Source organism: Rhizobium sp. P28RR-XV (assembly GCF_012641385.1).
Taxonomy (GTDB): Bacteria; Pseudomonadota; Alphaproteobacteria; order Rhizobiales; family Rhizobiaceae; genus Rhizobium.
Window position 1 is genome coordinate 276662 of record NZ_JABAIG010000004.1, and the last position, 17053, is coordinate 293714.

The following is a 17053-nucleotide window of genomic DNA, read 5'->3' on the forward strand; positions in this document are numbered from 1 at the left end:
GGTCTACCTTCATGACCAAGGGCATAATGGCGAATTCGGTGTTGAACGCGGCGGCGGGATTGACCCTGCTCGCGACCGGTTTTGCCTGTTCGATCATTGCTGCCCGCCTGCTCGGACCCGAGGCCAACGGCATCATCGCCTTCTCGCTCTGGCTGACGACGACGGGCGCGCTCATCGCCGAGCTCGGCGCCGGCGTCACGCTGCTGCGCATCCTGCCGCAATTGAAAGGCAACGGCTATTCGGCCGAAGAACGACTTGGCTTTGCCGCCTATCTCCTGCAGCCGACGATCCTCGCAACAGTGATCCTGCTTGCCGGCTATGCCGCCTATTATTGGGATGCGGAGCGTTTGCATTGGGCGGGCGACGCGTCTGAAGTCATTGCCATAACTGGCGTATTCTTCGTACTTCAGTCTCTCGGCGCCTACAGCAAGAACTATCTGATCGGCGAGCAGCAAGTCGGCGCCTTCCTGCGCATCACCGTGGCAAGTTCGGTGCTGCAGCTCGCGACCGTGCTCGCAGGCGCCATTTTCTTCGGCGTCAGCGGCGCGCTTGCCGGCTTTGCAATCGGCCAACTGCCGATGTTCATCGCAACCCTCAGGATCGCGATCGCGCGTAAAAACAGCTGCGGCGTCGGCCTTTCCGCCCTCATCAGCTCATCGCTCGTTCTCTCGATCGAGCTCATCAACAGCTCGATCTTCCTCAATCGCATCGAGCTCCTGTTCCTGCAGCGTTACTGGGGTATCGAAGCGGTCGGCTTTTACGCCGTCGGCCTGTCGCTCGCCAATCTGGCGCTGCAGTTGCCCGTACAATTGAGCGGCAGCCTGCTTCCCTATTATTCCGAACAGATGCATGCGCGCGCATCCGACAAGCTGCCCGTCGAAGTCTTTGCCGGCGTGGCGCGCAGCATAGCCTATATCACGCTGCCGATGAGCTTCGGCCTTGCGGCGATCGCGCCCGAGCTTGTCGTGACGATTTTCGGCCAGCCCTTCGCCCCGAGCGGCGGCATGGTGGCGCTGCTGTCCCTGACCGCGGCGCCCTACGTCTTCATGCAGATCTGCACGCAATATCTCTATTCGCTCGATCGCGCGCGCGAGCGTACCGTCATCGGTGTCATCGCCAGCTTTATCATGGTTGTCGGCTGCCTGGTCGCAGTACCCCTTTACGGAGGTGAAGGTGCTGCACTGGTGCGTTTCCTGGCTTTTACGGCCATGTGCCTTCTGATGGTCCGCCGCATGGAATTCGAGGGCTCGACGCGGGGCATGCTCATCAACCTTGCAAAAGTTACGGTTGCCGCCATTCTCTGCGCGATTACAGCCTATGGTTTCGTTCAGGCATTGAACGGCGTCGCCGGCCTCGTAAGCGCCATCATTGCCGGCGCCCTGGCCTACGGCGTCGCGCTCAGACTGCTGAAAGCCGTTCCAGCCGAGGATATCGAGGTGTTGCAGAAGATCGCGGCGCGGCTGCCCGCACGTATCAATCCGATTGCCACTCAGGCTCTGGCTCTACTGGCGCCACGCCGAATGTGAGGAGACTATCATGGCTGGTTGGGGAGCCGCCGAAGAAGAACGGAACGAAGGCAAACAGATAAGATCGGCGGCGATGCCGGTAACCTTCGCCGGCACGGTCGGCCTGTTTACATCGGCTGAGGTATCCTCGCGCAATATTGCGGTGCTGTTTCTCAGCCCGTGGGGTTTCGAGGAAATGTGCGTCCGCAAGTTCTGGCGGATCTTGGCTGAGGATCTTGCCGATATCGGCATACCAAGCCTCCGTTTCGACTATGCCGGCACCGGCGATGCGCTTGATATCGCGGACGAAGGCGATGGCCTGACACCATGGCAGGAGACCGCATTTGCCGCCGCTGCCGAGCTCAAGAGGCTTTCCGGCTGCGAGCGCCTGATCCTCGTCAGCCAGGGTCTCGGCGGCACGATCGCTGCCACGCTCGCCGAACGGCTGCCCGACATCGACGGCATCGCCTTTCTTGCGCCCGTCATCTCCGGCCGGGCCTACCTGCGCGAACTGACCGTCTGGTCGAAGATGATCGATGAAAGCATGGGGCTGCCCGAGGCGCAGCGCCAGACGGAAGGCGTCACCGTCGCCAGCCTGCGCATGCCGGATCGCGCCGCCGATGCGGTCAAGAAGCTGAACCTGATGACGCGCGACCGGCTCGGCGCTGCGAACTGCCTTGTGCTGACGCGGCCCGGCCGCCCGGGAGATGCGGACTTCGCGCGTCATCTCGAAACGCTCGTCCCGCATGTCGAGCAGTCCGCCTATGACGGCTATGACGATCTTGTATCGAACCCCACCATCGCCGTCATGCCAGCCGCAGCCGGCCGAAAAATCGTCGCCTGGGTGCAGTCAATCGCCACCCAGCCCGGCACGGTAGCATCAGCGGGGCTTACCCCGCCTGTTGCGGAACCCCTCTCCGGCGACGGCTTTAGCGAGTTGCCGCTGCGGTTTGGCGCTGGAAACCGCTTGTTCGGCGTTCTCTGTGAACCCGAGGGTGCCCGCACCGGGGCAACCGCGCTGCTGCTGACAACAGCCTATGACAGACATGCCGGCTGGGGCCGGATGTCGGTCACCATGGCGCGTGCGCTCGCTCGCGACGGCATCGCATCGCTGCGTTTCGATACGGCCAACGTCGGTGACAGCCCACCGCTTTCCGGCGCTCCCGAGCAGGTGCTCTATTCTCGCGAACAGCACCGGGATGTCGAAGAGGCGCTGGACCTTCTGGAGCAGCGAAATCTACTGCCGGCCTATGCCGTGGGACGTTGCAGCGGCGGCTACCTCGCATTCCAGGTGGCCGTGCGCGATGCGCGGTGCCGGGGCCTGATCACCGTCAACCCCTACAGCTTCCATTGGGATGAGAGCCGATCGGTCGATGAGTCACTGCGCTTTGCGCCCCGATCGCTGGAAACCTATGGCCGAAAGCTCCTGCAGATGGAGACGCTGAAGCGGCTCCTCGACGGCCAGATCGACGCGAAAAGCGCCGTCCTCAACATGGCGACGGGCATCGGCCGGCGCATGGTGCGCGCGAGCCGCCAGCTGCTCGGCGCCCTTCCCTTGTTCGCCGCCGCGCAAGGACCTGTGCTCGGCGGTTTCCGCGCACTCGCCAAGCGCGGCGTCGACATGTCGCTGATTTACAGCGCCCATGATATCGGCCTCGATCATCTGCATGATCAGTTCGGCGAGAACGGCGCCGGCTTGAAATACTTCCCGGACATACGCCTGATCATCATTCCCGAGGCGGACCACAACCTGACTCCCCCCTATGCCCGCAAGGTCTATCTGAGAGAGGTCAGGGAGATGGGTCTGAGGCTCGCCAATCGATGACGCCCTGACTGGAAAGCTGCCGGAAATGTTCGCCCTGTCCGATACTTGCTGTATAGTCGCTTCATGAGGCTCCTGATCGTCGAAGACAACCGCGAACTGGCGTCCTGGCTCGGCAAGGCGCTGCGTCAGGCGCAATATGCCGTCGACATCGCCTATGACGGCGAGGACGCCGAACATATGCTGAAGGTTGCGGGCTACGCCGTCGTCATTTTGGATCTGTCACTGCCGAAGATGGATGGCTTGACGCTGCTGAAACATCTGCGCCAGGGCGGCAACAAGGTGCCTGTCATCATTTTGACGGCCAATGCCAGCCTCGACGGACGGGTTGCCGGGCTCGACAGCGGCGCTGACGACTATCTCGCCAAACCCTTCGAGATTGCCGAACTCGAGGCGCGTATCCGCGCCGCCGTGCGCCGCGGCCATGACCGTGCCGCCCCCGAGATCGCAGTCGGCGACCTGCTGTTCGACGGCGGAACGCGGCAGTTCTATCTGGCCGGAGAATCCCTGGCGCTGACGCCCCGCGAACACGCCGTGCTCGAACATCTCATCATGAAGGCGGGTACGACCGTCACCAAGACGACGCTGTCGGAAAGCGTCTTCGGCTTCGACGATCTCGCCGATACCAGTGCCATCGAAATCTATGTGCATCGCGTGCGCAAGAAACTCGAAGGCAGCACGGTACAGATCGCCACGCTGCGCGGCCTGGGCTATCTCCTTCGCCATGCGCAGTGATGAAGCCTCCCCGTCCGAAGGGGTGTTGGGTCGCGTCGCCGGCGCGCTGACGACCAGCCTTCGGGCGCAATTGTTCGCCTGGGTGGTGCTGACGCTGATCGGCGCGATCTGCATCAATCTTTATCTCAGCTTTCGCTCGGCCGATGCGACGGCCAATCTCGTCACCGATCGCACGCTGCTCGCCTCCGCCCGCGTGATCGCGGAGGCCGTGCATGTCGACGCCAGCGGCACGGTTCAGATCGACATTCCGCCGGCCGCCCTGGAAATGTTCGATACCGGCTATGGCGACCGCGTCTTCTACCAGGTCGTGACCGCATGGGGAAATCTCGTCGCCGGCTTCCCCGATCTGCCGCGGCCGAAGCGGGATCTGATCGGAGAAGACAGGACCTTCCGGACCGACGGCGTCCGCGTGCTCATGCTGAGCCATCCGGTGGTCGGCCTCGATCAGGACAGCACGATCTCGGTAACCGTCGCCGTCACGCACAACAGCCAATACGCCATGCGCCGCAGGCTTTGGCTCTCGGACTTCACCAAGCAGCTCGCCCTTGTCCTCCTTGCCGGCGTGGTGACCATCATCGGCCTGCAGCGTGGCCTCGCCCCTGTGCTGAGGCTGCGCGATGCCGTGCGCGAGCGCGGCCGACAGCGCCTGGATCCGCTGGATCCCCACATGGTGCAGAACGAGCTTAGGCCACTCGTCCATGCGCTGAACGATCACATGGAGCGCGTGCAGAACCAGATGGCGGCGCAACGACGCTTCGTCTCGAATGCCGCCCATCAGTTGCGCACGCCGCTTGCACTGATTTCGACACAGGCGAGCGTGGCCGCACGCGAAGCCGACAACGGCAAGCGCGACGAGGCGCTGACCGCATTGCGCTCGAGCACGCGGCAGGTGACGCGTCTTGCGAGCCAGCTCCTGACGCTTTCGCGCGCCGAGCCCGGCAGCCGCCGGCCACGAAGCGATACGATCGATCTGGCGGAAACCGCCCGGCGGGTCCTGGAAACGCTCGCCGAGGAAGCCTTGCGCCGCAATATCGACCTTGGGCTGGAAGCGGACGAAACGCCGGTGCATGTCGAAGGCGACGGCACCATGCTGCGCGAGATGCTGGTCAATCTCGTCGACAATGCTCTGCGCTACACGCAGGCGGGCGGCCGAGTGACGGTCGGCGTCGGCCGGGACGACGATACGGCCCTTTTATGGGTCGAAGACAACGGCCCGGGCATTCCCGAAGCGGAACGCGCCCAGGTCTTCGAACGCTTCTATCGTGTCATGGGGACAGAGTCGGAGGGCAGCGGCCTGGGGCTCGCCATCGTCCGCGAAGTCGTCGACGGCGCCGGCGGCTCGGTCACGCTGGGCGAGGCGGCGGGCGGCGGACTGCTGGTCAGCGTGCGGCTGCCGGCTGTTTGAAGATGGAGAGTGCAGTTGTTGCGAGATAGTCCCCTCTCTCCGCGTGCGGGGAGTGGGGACTTCCTGCATCCGTAAAACAAAAGGGCCGGGCAAAATGCCCGGCCCCTGGCCTTGGGAGGTACCAGAAAACCAACGCTTAATGCGTATCGAGGCTCTGCTGCGGGCGCCAGCGGGTGATGCGGTTCTCTATGAGCGTCATCACGTATTCGGCGCCGAGCGTCACCAGCATCACCAGGATGATCGCGGCATAGAGGCCGGCTGCGTCATAGGTGCCCTTGGCGATCGAGATCAGGTAGCCGATACCAGCCAGCGATCCGACGAATTCGCCGACGATGGCGCCGATGATGGCGAAGGAGAAGGAGATGTGCAGGCTTGCAAAAATCCAGCTCATCGCCGACGGCAGGATGACGTTCCGGGTCACCTTCCAATTGGAAGCGCCGAGAATACGGGCATTGGCGATCATGTTCCGGTCGGCTTCGCGAACGCCCTGGAAGGCATTGGCGAACACGACGAAGAACACCATGATGAAGGCGAGCGCGACCTTGGAGGCGAGGCCGAGACCCATGATCATTACGAAGATCGGCGCGAGAACGACGCGCGGGATCGAGTTGATCGCCTTGATGTAGATCGACAGGATATCGGAGGCGAGCTTGTTGCGGCCGAGGGCGACGCCGACAAGAACGCCGGTCACCGAGCCGATGACGAAGCCGATCAGCGCTTCTTCCATGGTGACGCCGAGATGATACCAGAGCGAGCCGCTCTCGGTGCCCTCGGTGATCCAGTCCCACAGGCGCAGCGCAATGCCGTAGGGGCTCGAATAAAAGAACGGATCGATCCAGTGCAGGTCGGAGGCGAGCTGCCAGAGGCCGAGAATGGCAAGGAGAATGCCGATCTGCCAGGCCACGACGACGTACTTGCGGCGGGTAAGCGCCTTCAGCGCTGCGGCTTCGATTTCCGCGTCCGAGGTGCCGGCACGGAAAATCGGGGCATTGCCTGCTTCGAGAGCTGTGTTTGCCATGATCAATCCTCCCTTATGCCGCTTCCGCGGCACGGCGATAGCTGGTTTCGACCTCTTCGCGCAGGTCGTCCCAGATCGTCTTGCAATAATCGATGAAATTCTGCTCGTAACGGATTTCCGAGACGACGCGCGGGCGCGGCAGGTCGATGGTATAGACCGATTTCACCGTGGCCGGGCCGGCGGTGAGAACATAGACCTTGTCGGCAAGGGCGACGGCTTCTTCGAGATCGTGCGTCACGAAGACGACGGACGCCTGGCGTTCAGCCCAGAGCTTCAGCAGCTCTTCATGCATGACCGTGCGGGTCTGCACGTCGAGGGCCGAGAACGGTTCGTCCATCAAGAGGATTTCCGGCTCGTTGATGAAGGTTTGCGCCAGCGAGACGCGCTTGCGCATGCCACCCGAGAGCTGATGCGGATAGTGATGCAGGAACTTCGAAAGGCCGACGCGGGCAAGCCAGTCCTTGGCGATCTTTTCAGCCTCGGCGTTCGACTTGCCGCGGAACAGCGGGCCGGACATGACGTTTTCGATGACATTCTTCCAGGGGAAGAGCGCATCCGTCTGGAAGACGAAGCCGACGCGCGGGTCGATGCCGTTGACCGGGCCGCCCATCAGACGGACTTCGCCGGCGCTGGGCTTGGCAAGGCCGGTGACCAGGTTGAGCGTCGTCGATTTGCCGCAGCCCGTCGGTCCGACAACGGCGACGAATTCGCCGCGCTCGACGGTCATGTTGAAATCGCGCAGTGCGGTCAGCGATTTGCCTGTCGGCGATACGAAACGGCGGCTGACATTGATGAGCTCGATCGCCGGAGTGCGGCGTTCATCCTGTTGCATGGTGCTGATCCTGACGCGTGCCTTCAGGGCGTGCACGCAAAGCCCAGTGAACTGCAAAGTCTCTTGAACTGCCGCTTCCGGAACCGGCCGGAAGCGGCGTTATGACTGCTTACTTGACGTTCTTGACGAACTCCGTCGTGTAGGTCTTCGACAGGTCGATGGTCTTGCCCTTGACGTTCTTAGAGAACTGCGAGAGCACGGCGAGAACGGTCTTCGGGCCATCTTCCGGCATCACGCCGTCGGCCGTGAACATTTCCTTGCCCGCGTCGAGAGCCTTGATGTAGCCGTCCTTGTCGCCGACGTAGAAGTCCTTCGGCATCTTGTCGGCGATCTCGGCGCCGGAATGGGTGTTGATGAAGCGCAGCGTCTTGACGAAGGCGTTTGCAAGCTTCTGCACTTCTTCCTTATGGGCGTCGACCCATGCGGCATCCATGTAGAGCGAAGCGGCCGGATAGGTGCCGCCGAGCGCTTCCTCTGTGCCCTTCAGCGTGCGCAGATCGACAAGGATCTTGGCTTCGCCCGTCTTCAGCAGGCGCGAGATCGTCGGTTCGGTGGTCATGCCCACCTGGATAGCGTCCTGCTGCATGGCGGCGATGAAGGTCTGGCCGGCGCCGACCGGAACCGGCGTGACGTCGGCAGGCGAGAGCCCAGCCTTCGATGCCATGTAGAGCGTCAGGAAGTTGGTGGAGGAACCGAGGCCGGTGACGCCGGCACGCTTGCCCTTGAGATCGGCGAAGGACTTGATATCAGGATACTTGGCCGAGACCAGCTCGACTTCGCCGGGCGCCTGGCTGAACTGCACGACCGACTTAATGAACTTGCCCTTGGCCTGCAGGTCGACGCAGTGATCGTAGAAGCCGACGACGCCCTGAACGGCGCCTGCCAGCAGCTGGTTTTCGGCGTCGACACCGGCGGATTCGTTGAGAAGCTCGACGTCGAGGCCTTCGTCCTTGAAGTATCCGAGGGATTCGGCGAGCTTGGCCGGCAGATAGATCTGCTTTTCGTAGCCGCCCACCATGATGGAAATCTTGTCAGCGGCATTGGCTGCCGTGGCTGCAAGCGAAGCAGCGGTCATGACGAGGGAAAGGGCTACGGTATGAAAAAACGCGCGCGATGGACGCATCAATGTCTCCTCCTGTTTTATTTCTTGCGCCACATGACGCTTTAGAAAGGCGCTTCCTCCACGAAGCTCAGCAAATCTAGCGTGGGCAACCTTTCAGCCAGCTTTCAGTGCGCGATTTCCGTAAGGCGACATTGCAATTTTATTTTATCGGTGCCGGCAGCACCAATATGGCCGCCGGCACTTCTCTTCTACTTCGGGATCGGAAGTGAAACCCGAAGTGCCCGGTCAATGCCGGGAACGATACTGCACGCTATTTGGCGTTCTTCACGAACTCAGTCGTATAGGTCTTCGACAGGTCGATCGACTTGCCCTGGACGTTCTTGGAAAACTCGGAGAGAACGGCGAGAACGGTTTTCGGGCCATCTTCCGGCATAACACCGTCAGGCGTGAACATGGCCTTGCCGTTTTCGAGCGCCTTCACATAGCCTTCCTTGTCGCCGACATAGAAATCTTTCGGCATCTTGTCGGCGATCTCGGCGGCCGAATGGGTGTTGATGAAATGCAGCGTCTTGACGAAGGCGTTCGCGAGCTTCTGGACCTCCTCCTTGTGGGCATCGACCCAGTCGGCACTCATATAAAGCGACGCGGCCGGATAAGTGCCACCAAGGACGGCCTTCGTGCCCGCCATCGTGCGCATGTCAATGAGAACGTTGGCTTCGCCCGTCTTCACCATTCGCGAGATTGTCGGCTCCGTCGTCATGCCGGCCTGGATGGCGTCCTGCTGCATGGCGGCGATGAAGGTCTGGCCGGCGCCGACAGGAACGGACGTGAATTCCCCGAGCTTCAGGCCGCTCTTGACGGCCAGATACTGCGTCAGGAAATTGGTCGAGGAACCGAGGCCGGTGACGCCGAGGTTCTTGCCCTTGAAATCAGCCGGGGATTTGATTTCCGGGTGCTTGGAGGACACCAGCTCGACCTCGCCCGGCGCCTGGCTGAATTGCACGACGGATTCCACGAACTTGCCTTTGCCCTGCAGGTCGATGCAGTGATCGTAAAAGCCGACGACGCCCTGAACGGCGCCGGCGAGCATTTCGTTCTCCGCATCGACCCCCGCAGGCTCGTTGAGAAGTTCGACGTTGAGACCCTCGTCCTTGAAATACCCGAGCCCTTCCGCAAGCTTGGCCGGCAGGTAGATTTGCTTTTCGTAACCGCCCACCATGATCGATATCTTGCCTGCTGCTTGTGCGGCCGTTGCCGCAAACGCGGCTGCAGCCATCGCAAGGGACAAGGCCGTCGAATATCTTAGAATGCTCGATGCACGCATGAAGTCCTCCTCTCCATTATGTATCGCGCCGATTGATGACAGCACGGCACGCGCTTCCTCTTGAAGCGGGAAAGACATGCACATCCAACCTTTCATTGAGCTGAAAGCAGCTTCCTTCCCGGTCCACAAATCGCAAGGAGGAGCATTTGCGGATGGGAAGCCGGATCATCCTACAACGAGAAGCGTCGCCGCATCTTGGCATTTCCCGTAGCGCCACTATTTTGGATTGAGCGCTGTCACCGGGGGACCATCCATGAGGATCATTGCCACAGCCTTAGTTCTGGCGACCATCTCGATGGCCGGACCCGCTTCGGCCATCTCGCGCTACGAATCGTCGAGCAAAACTTGCACGTCCGTGCAGCAGCTGATCGCCGGCGAGCGCGCCGCAATATTTCGCTATCCTTCGCGAGGCGGACGTATCGTGCTGTATGACCGATATGTCGCCGATGACGGCCAATGTGGTTTGGGCGATTATGCAGCGCGCGCCTACATTCCCGCGAAAGACAATCCGCTTTGCCCGGTCCGCAACTGCAAATCGTCTTCCGTTTTCAATCCGCATTAACACGTTGATCTGCATTGACGCGCATCGGTTTTTTCTGTGGTCATGTAACAGTGGGATTACAATATATTACAGAAAATGACTCTTGGTTGAATTCTACTCATATTTAACGCACATTTTGCGGGCAGATAGAGCTCGCGAACTTGACTCCCGAGTCTCGGGAGCGGGGCCATGTCCGCCAGGTCCCCTATTTGATAAGGAGATTGCGCAGTGAGTGCAAAAGTACCTAACCCGATCGATGCCTATGTTGGCTCTCGCGTGCGCACGCGCCGACTTATGCTCGGCATGAGTCAGGAGCGACTCGCTGAGCAGATTGGCGTCACCTTTCAACAGGTACAGAAATACGAAAAAGGCACCAATCGCATCGGTGCCAGCCGGCTGCAGGCGATAGCTGGCGTGCTGGCTGTGCCGGTCGCCTTCTTCTTCCAGCAGGACAATACGCAGCCGCTGAACACGGACGGCCTCGGCGCATTCAACGGCCTCGAGGATCTATCGGATTTCCTGACCTCGAAAGAGGGCCTGAATCTCAACAAGGCGTTCATGAAGATCAACGATCCCGGCGTTCGCCAGTCCGTGCTGACGTTGGTGAAGTCGCTGGCGAATGCGTCCGATTCCCTGCCGGACCATGTACCGCAGACAACGAACGTGTCGGCAAGCCTTCGCAACTGACCTGTAGCCTCCCGGAAATCGGGCTGACGGCATAGTGCTGGCGCTAGCCCGAAACATGCCGCAAGGCCCGACATCCTCACCCGATAATGCCGAACCGACCTGTGGACGGCAGCATGGGCCGAGGTCGGGCCGGGCATCCAGCGCGGGGATATTGCTTGCCCACCCTTTCACCGATCGCATTTCAAGCCGTTTCGCGTCCTGAAGTTGCAAAGGCAAGATTCTGCCGCAGTCAAGCCTCGTGTCACGCTGCATGTCACGCGCCAAGCTGTAAAACATCCGTTACGGTTTGCTCATGTTCCTGAGCCAGACACGATTCGTCTGCCGGGAACGGGGGCAATAGAGGGCATGAAATGACAGCGGCACTTCCGATCGGAGCAACACACCAGGATCCAGATTCGCTCAAGGAACTGGCGTCAATCGCTCGGCTCATTACCTATGCGCGGCAGAGCGCCAAGAACCTGAATGCGGAATTCCCGGTCTGGTGTCTGGATCTGGCGCTTGGGGCCGTGCTGCAGGAAATGTATGCAAATGGCCTGCGGAATCTCTTTTTCGACGAGGGTACGGACGTAGCAAACGTGGTGGCACACTGAGCTAATCGATTCCGGCTTCTGTCGGGATCCCGAACGATGCCGATATGGGTCGACGGACCATATCGGCATTGTCGTTTTGCGCAGGAAGGTGGCCGGACAAGCAGGCTAACGAGCATCCTTGCGCGGCTGCACGCCCGCGACAAAAATCGAGATGCATTGGCGCAGATGGCGCAGCCGTGTTTCACGGTCCGGCCAGTCGCTCGGACGACCCGGTTTGGAAATCATGGCACCGAAGATCACGGTCATCAGCATGCGCGCCCCGCTAGCAACATCGGCAATCTCGATCAGGCCACGTCTTTGCTGCTGGCTTAGCCAGTCGGCAAGCATCTGTTGCGATTGCTTTGCGCCATAGGTGTGCATCAATGTTGCCACCTCCGGAAATTGCTGCGATTCGCTGATCGAGAGATGGATAAAAGCCTCGCGTTCGCGCTCCTGGGCTTCATCCATATTGATCATGAAGATCTGCTCAAGCGCCTCGGCAAGGGGTAGATTCTCGTCAGGATCGCGCGGGAGGGCCAGCATGGACGAGCGATGCTCAGCAATGATCGCCGTGAACAAATCAGCCTTGCTCGGAAACAACTTGTAGAGGGTCTGCTTTGAAATCCGGCATCGGGCGGCAACGAGATCCATCGTCGTACCGCCGTAGCCAAGTTCATAGAAAGTGGTGCGTGCCACACTGACGATCTCCGCGCGGCGCGCGGCGTCATTCGCGGTTTTGGGGCGTCCTCGCGGCCGTCGCTTGGCGGCCTGATCAGCCCTGCCTGCTCGTTCTTTTGTCAGCACTTCCGTCTTGACCCCAACAGCCGAATGCGATTGACATTTGAAGCAGTATAAATATTTTCTGTACGACTTGGTACTGTAAATAAGGCAACAGGAAATAGCAACGTGCGAAAGCTCGCCATCCCCACTTCTGCGCCCACATATACGATAGTATCCAACCGCTTTTCGGCCGGCCGCGCGTCGATAACCGTCGCGGGGATTGCACTCGCGATGTTGCTGGCCGGCTGCAACCAGCAGAATACCGCCCAGAACAATGCGCCGGCCGTCAAGACGGAAGTCAGCGCGATGTCGCTGCATCCGCAATCCGTCGCGATCACCGCGGAACTGCCGGGCCGCACCAGCGCCTATCTCGTTGCTGAAGTGCGGCCGCAGGTCGGCGGCATTATTCGCAGCCGCAATTTCAAGGAAGGCAGCGAGGTCAAAGCGGGCGATGTGCTCTATGAAATCGATCCTGCCTCCTATCAGGCATCCTATGACAGCGCCACCGCAGCCCTGCAGAAGGCGGAAGGGGCCGTTCCGAGCGCACAGTCGAAAGTAGATCGCTATAAGAGCCTGACGGCGCAGGATGCGGTCAGCAAGCAAAATCTGGATGACGCACTTTCCACTTTGGCTCAGGCGACCGCCGACGTGGCGTCCGCAAAAGCGGCCCTTGAAACAGCGCGCATCAATCTCGACTATACCAAGATGCGCGCGCCGATCGGCGGCCGCGTCGACGCTTCGGCGGTTACCGTCGGCGCCCTCGTCACCGCCGAACAAACGACAGCACTGACCACCATTCGTCAGCTCGATCCGATCAATGTCGACGTCACGCAGTCGAGCACCAACCTGCTCGAATTCCGTCGTGCCGTTGCCGACGGTCGGCTGAAGACCAGCGGCGACAATGTCTCCGTGCATCTGACGCTCGAAGACGGCAGCCAGTACAAGGAAACCGGCAAGCTGGAATTTGCGGAATCCTCCGTCGCTGAAACCGTCGGCACCATCACGGTGCGCGCCGTCTTCCCCAATTCCGATCGTGTTCTGTTGCCCGGCATGTATGTGCGTGCAACTATTCAGGAAGGCATTGCCGAAAACAGCTTCCTGGTGCCGCAGCGCGCCGTGACGCGCAACACGAAGGGCGAACCGATCGCCATGTTCGTGACCACCGACGGCAAGGTGCAGCAGCGGGTGCTGAAAGTTCAGCGCAGCATCGGCAACAGCTGGCTCATCGCCGAAGGCGTCAAGGATGGTGATCGCGTCATCGTCGAAGGCATCCAGCGCGTCCGCGACGGGCAGGAAGTCACTGTTTCTCCGGTGACGATCGACGATGCCACCGGCGAGGTGAAGCAGGCTGCCGCCGACGGCAAGTCTACGGAGCAAGCCGAATTGGAAAAGACAGATACCAAAGCCGCCTCCGGCGCTCAGAAGTGAGGTGGTTTAATGTCTCGTTTCTTCATTGACCGGCCGATCTTTGCCTGGGTTATCGCCATCGTCATCATGCTGGCGGGTGCGCTTTCGATCCTCACGCTGTCGATCTCGCAATATCCGCAGATCGCACCGACCACGGTCAGCATCTCGGCCAGCTATTCCGGTGCAGATGCCGCAACCGTCGAAAACTCGGTGACCAAGGTCATCGAACAGGGCATGACGGGTATCGACAACCTCGATTACATGACGTCGACCTCGACCTCCACGGGCCAGGCCTCGATCTCGCTGACCTTCAACAACAAGGCGGATTCCGACGTCGCGCAGATGCAGGTGCAGAACAAGCTGCAGCTCGTCACCGCGCAATTGCCGACAACAGTCCAGACCAGCGGTATCGTCGTTTCCAAGTCGACGTCGAACTTCCTGATGGTCGTCGGCTTCGTATCGACGGATGGCAAACTCAACTCGAACGACCTTGCCGACTATGTTTCGAGCACGCTCAACGATACGCTGAAGCGTATCGAAGGCGTCGGCAATACGCAGATCTTCGGTTCCGGCTATGCCATGCGCATCTGGGTGGATCCGGACAAACTCGCCAAGTACCAGCTGATGGTGAGCGATGTCACGACCGCGATCCAGGCACAGAATTCGCAGGTTTCCGCCGGTCAGCTCGGCGCTCTGCCCCAGCGCAAGGGTCAGCAGCTCAACGCGACGGTGACGGCCAAAAGCCGCCTGCAGACACCTGAGCAATTCGAAAACATCATCCTGAAGAGCCAGTCCAATGGCTCGCTGGTACGGCTCAACGATGTCGCCACCGTCGAGCTCGGGGCAGAAAGCTACACGACGTCGAGCACTTACAACGGTCATCCTTCGGCCGGTCTTGCCGTCATGCTCGCCTCGGGCGCCAATGCCATCAACACGGCGGAGGCGGTGCGGACCACCATCAACAATCTGAGCCAGACCCTGCCACCGAATGTCGAGGTGGTCTATCCCTACGACACGACGCCGTTCGTGAAGCTGTCGATCGAGGACGTGGTCAAGACGCTGTTCGAAGCCATCGTGCTCGTCTTCATCGTCATGTTCGTCTTCCTGCAGAACATCCGCGCCACGCTGATCCCGACGCTCGCCGTCCCCGTCGTCCTGCTTGGCACTTTCGGCGTGCTCTCCCTGTTCGGCTATTCGATCAATACGCTCACCATGTTCGGCATGGTGCTCGCCATCGGCCTTTTGGTCGACGATGCCATCGTCGTCGTCGAAAACGTCGAGCGCGTGATGGAGGAAGAGGGATTGTCGCCGCGCGAGGCGACGATCAAGTCGATGCAGGAAATCACCGGCGCGCTGATCGGCATCGCGACGGTCCTGTCGGCCGTGTTCATTCCGATGGCCTTCTTCTCCGGTTCGGTCGGCGTCATCTATCGCCAGTTCTCTGTGACGATCGTCTCGGCGATGGTCCTCTCGGTCATCGTTGCCTTGATCCTGACGCCGGCTCTTTGCGCGACCATTCTGAAAAACCCCGAACACGGATCGAAGGAAAAGGGTGTTTTCGGCTGGTTCAACCGCAACTTCGAACGGGCGACGCATCGCTATCAGCGCAGCGTCCACGGCATGATACGTCTCACCATGGTTTTCCTGCTGGTGTTCGTCCTGATCGGCGTCGGTGTCGGCTATCTCTTCAACCGCCTGCCGAGTTCCTTCCTGCCGGAAGAGGACCAGGGTATCCTGTTGACCGCGATCCAGCTCCCTCCGGGTGCGACGGACTCCCGTACCTGGACCGTGCTCAACCGGGTGAAGGACTACTATCTCAACAACGAGAAGGATTATGTGGAAGGCGCGTTCGCGGTTGCCGGTTTCGGCTTCAGCGGTCAGGGCCAGAATGTCGGTATCGTCTTCGTCAGGCTGAAGGACTTCGACCAGCGCAAGACGCCGCAATCGAAAGCGCAGGCAATTGCCGGTCGCGCCATGAGTGCCTTCTCGAAGATCAAGGACGGCAGCGTCTTCGCGCTGGCGCCTCCGGCGATCCCCGGCTTCGGCAGTTCGAGCGGCTTTGACTTCTTCATCAAGGATATCAACGGCGCCGGCCATGCCGCATTGATCCAGGCCCGCAACCAACTGCTTGGCGCCGCGGCAAAGAACCCGAAGCTGTTCGGCACCCGTCCGAACGGCCAGGAAGACACGCCGCAATATTCCTTGAACATCGACCAAGAAAAAGCGAGTGCATTGAATATCGCCCTTTCCGACATCGACACGACCTTGTCGACGGCCTGGGGCGGCACATACGTTAACGACTTCATCGATCGCGGTCGCGTGAAGAAGGTTTACGTGCAGGCGGACAAGAATTTCCGCATGCAGCCGGAGGATTTCGGCCGCTGGTACGTGCGCAACTCCGGTGGCGACATGGTGCCGTTCTCGGCCTTCTCGAACGGCGAATGGAACTACGGTTCGCCGCGCCTCGAACGCTATAACGGCTCGTCCGCCGTCGAAATCCAGGGTTCGGCCGCGCCGGGCGTCTCCTCGGGCGATGCCATGAACGAGATCGACAAGATCATGGCGGGCCTACCGCCGGGCTTCAGCCACGAATGGACCAGCCTGTCCGCTCAGGAAAAACTGTCAGGCAACCAGGCAAGCCAGCTCTATGCCATCTCCATCCTGGTCGTCTTCCTGGCGCTTGCTGCCCTCTACGAGAGCTGGTCGATCCCGCTTGCCGTCATGCTGTCGGTGCCGATCGGCATCTTCGGCGCTTTGCTGGCCGCAACCCTGTTCGGCCAGTCGAACGATGTCTACTTCAAGGTCGGTCTGCTGACGACCATCGGACTGGCCGCCAAGAACGCCATCCTGATCGTCGAATTCGCCATCGAGCAGCAAAATCAGGGCAAGAACCTGATCGACGCGACATTGGTGGCATCCCGCCAGCGCCTGCGACCGATCCTGATGACCTCGCTCGCCTTCATCCTCGGCGTCATGCCGCTGGCGATCGCCAACGGTGCCGGCTCAGGCAGCCAGAACTCGATCGGCATCGGCGTGATGGGCGGCATGATCTCTGCAACGGTGCTCGGCATCTTCTTCATCCCGCTGCTCTTCGTCTCGGTGCGCCGCATCTTCAAGGGCAAGGTCGTATCGACAGCATCGGACACTCCAGCGACGGATGCCGGGCCTACGCACTGACGAACGATCCATCCGCTCTCGATTGAATCAAAGGGCTGCCGTGATAACGCGGGAGCCCTTTAGCTTTATAAGTTCCTCTCCGCGCTAGCGGCATGGCAATCGCATTGGAGGCACATCGGGGCCGCACATTCCTTCTTCCCTCGGGGAGAAGGTGGCCCACCCTTCGACAAACTCAGGGGGCGGATCAG

At 60.7% G+C, this 17053-nt stretch carries 14 protein-coding genes; 9 read left to right on the forward strand and 5 right to left on the reverse strand.

Annotated features, from left to right (window positions below; translation table 11 throughout):
• Window positions 1-11: 11 nt before the first annotated feature.
• The 4 genes from HGP12_RS10770 to HGP12_RS10785 all read left to right on the forward strand — a co-directional run bounded on the left by HGP12_RS10770 (window position 12) and on the right by HGP12_RS10785 (window position 5467).
• Window positions 12-1526, forward strand: a complete 1515-nt coding sequence (locus tag HGP12_RS10770) for a lipopolysaccharide biosynthesis protein (protein ID WP_168839820.1) — start codon at window positions 12-14, stop codon at window positions 1524-1526.
• Window positions 1527-1536: 10 nt separating this feature from the next.
• The gene (locus HGP12_RS10775) at window positions 1537-3330 is read left to right on the forward strand and encodes an alpha/beta fold hydrolase (RefSeq protein ID WP_168878749.1); all 1794 of its coding nucleotides are present in this window, start codon (window positions 1537-1539) and stop codon (window positions 3328-3330) included.
• A 63-nt stretch (window positions 3331-3393) separates the two neighbouring features.
• On the forward strand, window positions 3394-4062 hold the full coding sequence (locus tag HGP12_RS10780) for a response regulator (protein ID WP_168839818.1): 669 nt from the start codon (window positions 3394-3396) through the stop codon (window positions 4060-4062).
• Complete coding sequence (locus tag HGP12_RS10785; protein ID WP_168839817.1) at window positions 4052-5467, forward strand: sensor histidine kinase; 1416 nt, start codon at window positions 4052-4054, stop codon at window positions 5465-5467. Before HGP12_RS10780 ends, HGP12_RS10785 begins: the two co-directional genes overlap by 11 nt.
• A gap of 136 nt (window positions 5468-5603) precedes the next feature.
• Here HGP12_RS10785 and HGP12_RS10790 read toward each other — a convergent pair whose 3' ends face one another.
• The 4 genes from HGP12_RS10790 to HGP12_RS10805 all read right to left on the reverse strand — a co-directional run bounded on the left by HGP12_RS10790 (window position 5604) and on the right by HGP12_RS10805 (window position 9704).
• Entirely contained in the window at window positions 5604-6485 is an 882-nt protein-coding gene (locus HGP12_RS10790; protein WP_168839816.1) for an ABC transporter permease, read from the reverse strand.
• A 13-nt stretch (window positions 6486-6498) separates the two neighbouring features.
• Window positions 6499-7317, reverse strand: coding sequence for an ABC transporter ATP-binding protein (locus HGP12_RS10795; RefSeq protein WP_168839815.1), 819 nt, complete (start codon window positions 7315-7317; stop codon window positions 6499-6501).
• Window positions 7318-7426: 109 nt separating this feature from the next.
• The gene (locus tag HGP12_RS10800; protein WP_149636032.1) at window positions 7427-8440 is read right to left on the reverse strand and encodes an ABC transporter substrate-binding protein; all 1014 of its coding nucleotides are present in this window, start codon (window positions 8438-8440) and stop codon (window positions 7427-7429) included.
• Between the two features lie 250 nt (window positions 8441-8690).
• The gene (locus HGP12_RS10805; protein ID WP_168839814.1) at window positions 8691-9704 is read right to left on the reverse strand and encodes an ABC transporter substrate-binding protein; all 1014 of its coding nucleotides are present in this window, start codon (window positions 9702-9704) and stop codon (window positions 8691-8693) included.
• A 253-nt stretch (window positions 9705-9957) separates the two neighbouring features.
• Between HGP12_RS10805 and HGP12_RS10810 the strand changes: the two genes are divergently transcribed.
• The 3 genes from HGP12_RS10810 to HGP12_RS10820 all read left to right on the forward strand — a co-directional run bounded on the left by HGP12_RS10810 (window position 9958) and on the right by HGP12_RS10820 (window position 11522).
• Window positions 9958-10266: a hypothetical protein gene (locus HGP12_RS10810; protein ID WP_168839813.1), complete on the forward strand. Its 309-nt coding sequence runs from the start codon at window positions 9958-9960 to the stop codon at window positions 10264-10266.
• A 207-nt stretch (window positions 10267-10473) separates the two neighbouring features.
• On the forward strand, window positions 10474-10932 hold the full coding sequence (locus HGP12_RS10815) for a helix-turn-helix domain-containing protein (RefSeq protein ID WP_168839812.1): 459 nt from the start codon (window positions 10474-10476) through the stop codon (window positions 10930-10932).
• 350 nt (window positions 10933-11282) lie between these two features.
• Window positions 11283-11522, forward strand: a complete 240-nt coding sequence (locus tag HGP12_RS10820) for a hypothetical protein (protein WP_168878750.1) — start codon at window positions 11283-11285, stop codon at window positions 11520-11522.
• Between the two features lie 105 nt (window positions 11523-11627).
• On the opposite strand, the gene HGP12_RS34445 is transcribed toward HGP12_RS10820, so the two are convergent.
• On the reverse strand, window positions 11628-12599 hold the full coding sequence (locus tag HGP12_RS34445) for a TetR/AcrR family transcriptional regulator (RefSeq protein WP_281408214.1): 972 nt from the start codon (window positions 12597-12599) through the stop codon (window positions 11628-11630).
• Between HGP12_RS34445 and HGP12_RS10830 the strand changes: the two genes are divergently transcribed.
• Window positions 12513-13709 (forward strand): efflux RND transporter periplasmic adaptor subunit, encoded by a 1197-nt coding sequence (locus HGP12_RS10830; RefSeq protein ID WP_168839810.1) that lies wholly within the window; start codon window positions 12513-12515, stop codon window positions 13707-13709. The two genes, HGP12_RS34445 and HGP12_RS10830, sit on opposite strands and share 87 nt — an antisense overlap.
• A gap of 9 nt (window positions 13710-13718) precedes the next feature.
• Window positions 13719-16865, forward strand: coding sequence for an efflux RND transporter permease subunit (locus HGP12_RS10835; protein ID WP_168878751.1), 3147 nt, complete (start codon window positions 13719-13721; stop codon window positions 16863-16865).
• Window positions 16866-17053: the final 188 nt, after the last annotated feature.

What these genes read in the sequence shown, in the direction of transcription:
- HGP12_RS10770 (WP_168839820.1), top strand. Translation starts at nt 12, where the DNA reads ATGACCAAGGGCATAATGGCGAATTCGGTGTTGAACGCGGCGGCGGGA.
- HGP12_RS10775 (WP_168878749.1), top strand. Translation starts at nt 1,537, where the DNA reads ATGGCTGGTTGGGGAGCCGCCGAAGAAGAACGGAACGAAGGCAAACAG.
- HGP12_RS10780 (WP_168839818.1), top strand. Translation starts at nt 3,394, where the DNA reads ATGAGGCTCCTGATCGTCGAAGACAACCGCGAACTGGCGTCCTGGCTC.
- HGP12_RS10785 (WP_168839817.1), top strand. Translation starts at nt 4,052, where the DNA reads ATGCGCAGTGATGAAGCCTCCCCGTCCGAAGGGGTGTTGGGTCGCGTC.
- HGP12_RS10790 (WP_168839816.1), bottom strand. Translation starts at nt 6,485, where the DNA reads ATGGCAAACACAGCTCTCGAAGCAGGCAATGCCCCGATTTTCCGTGCC.
- HGP12_RS10795 (WP_168839815.1), bottom strand. Translation starts at nt 7,317, where the DNA reads ATGCAACAGGATGAACGCCGCACTCCGGCGATCGAGCTCATCAATGTC.
- HGP12_RS10800 (WP_149636032.1), bottom strand. Translation starts at nt 8,440, where the DNA reads ATGCGTCCATCGCGCGCGTTTTTTCATACCGTAGCCCTTTCCCTCGTC.
- HGP12_RS10805 (WP_168839814.1), bottom strand. Translation starts at nt 9,704, where the DNA reads ATGCGTGCATCGAGCATTCTAAGATATTCGACGGCCTTGTCCCTTGCG.
- HGP12_RS10810 (WP_168839813.1), top strand. Translation starts at nt 9,958, where the DNA reads ATGAGGATCATTGCCACAGCCTTAGTTCTGGCGACCATCTCGATGGCC.
- HGP12_RS10820 (WP_168878750.1), top strand. Translation starts at nt 11,283, where the DNA reads ATGACAGCGGCACTTCCGATCGGAGCAACACACCAGGATCCAGATTCG.
- HGP12_RS10830 (WP_168839810.1), top strand. Translation starts at nt 12,513, where the DNA reads ATGTTGCTGGCCGGCTGCAACCAGCAGAATACCGCCCAGAACAATGCG.
- HGP12_RS34445 (WP_281408214.1), bottom strand. Translation starts at nt 12,599, where the DNA reads ATGCAGCGACATCGCGCTGACTTCCGTCTTGACGGCCGGCGCATTGTT.
- HGP12_RS10835 (WP_168878751.1), top strand. Translation starts at nt 13,719, where the DNA reads ATGTCTCGTTTCTTCATTGACCGGCCGATCTTTGCCTGGGTTATCGCC.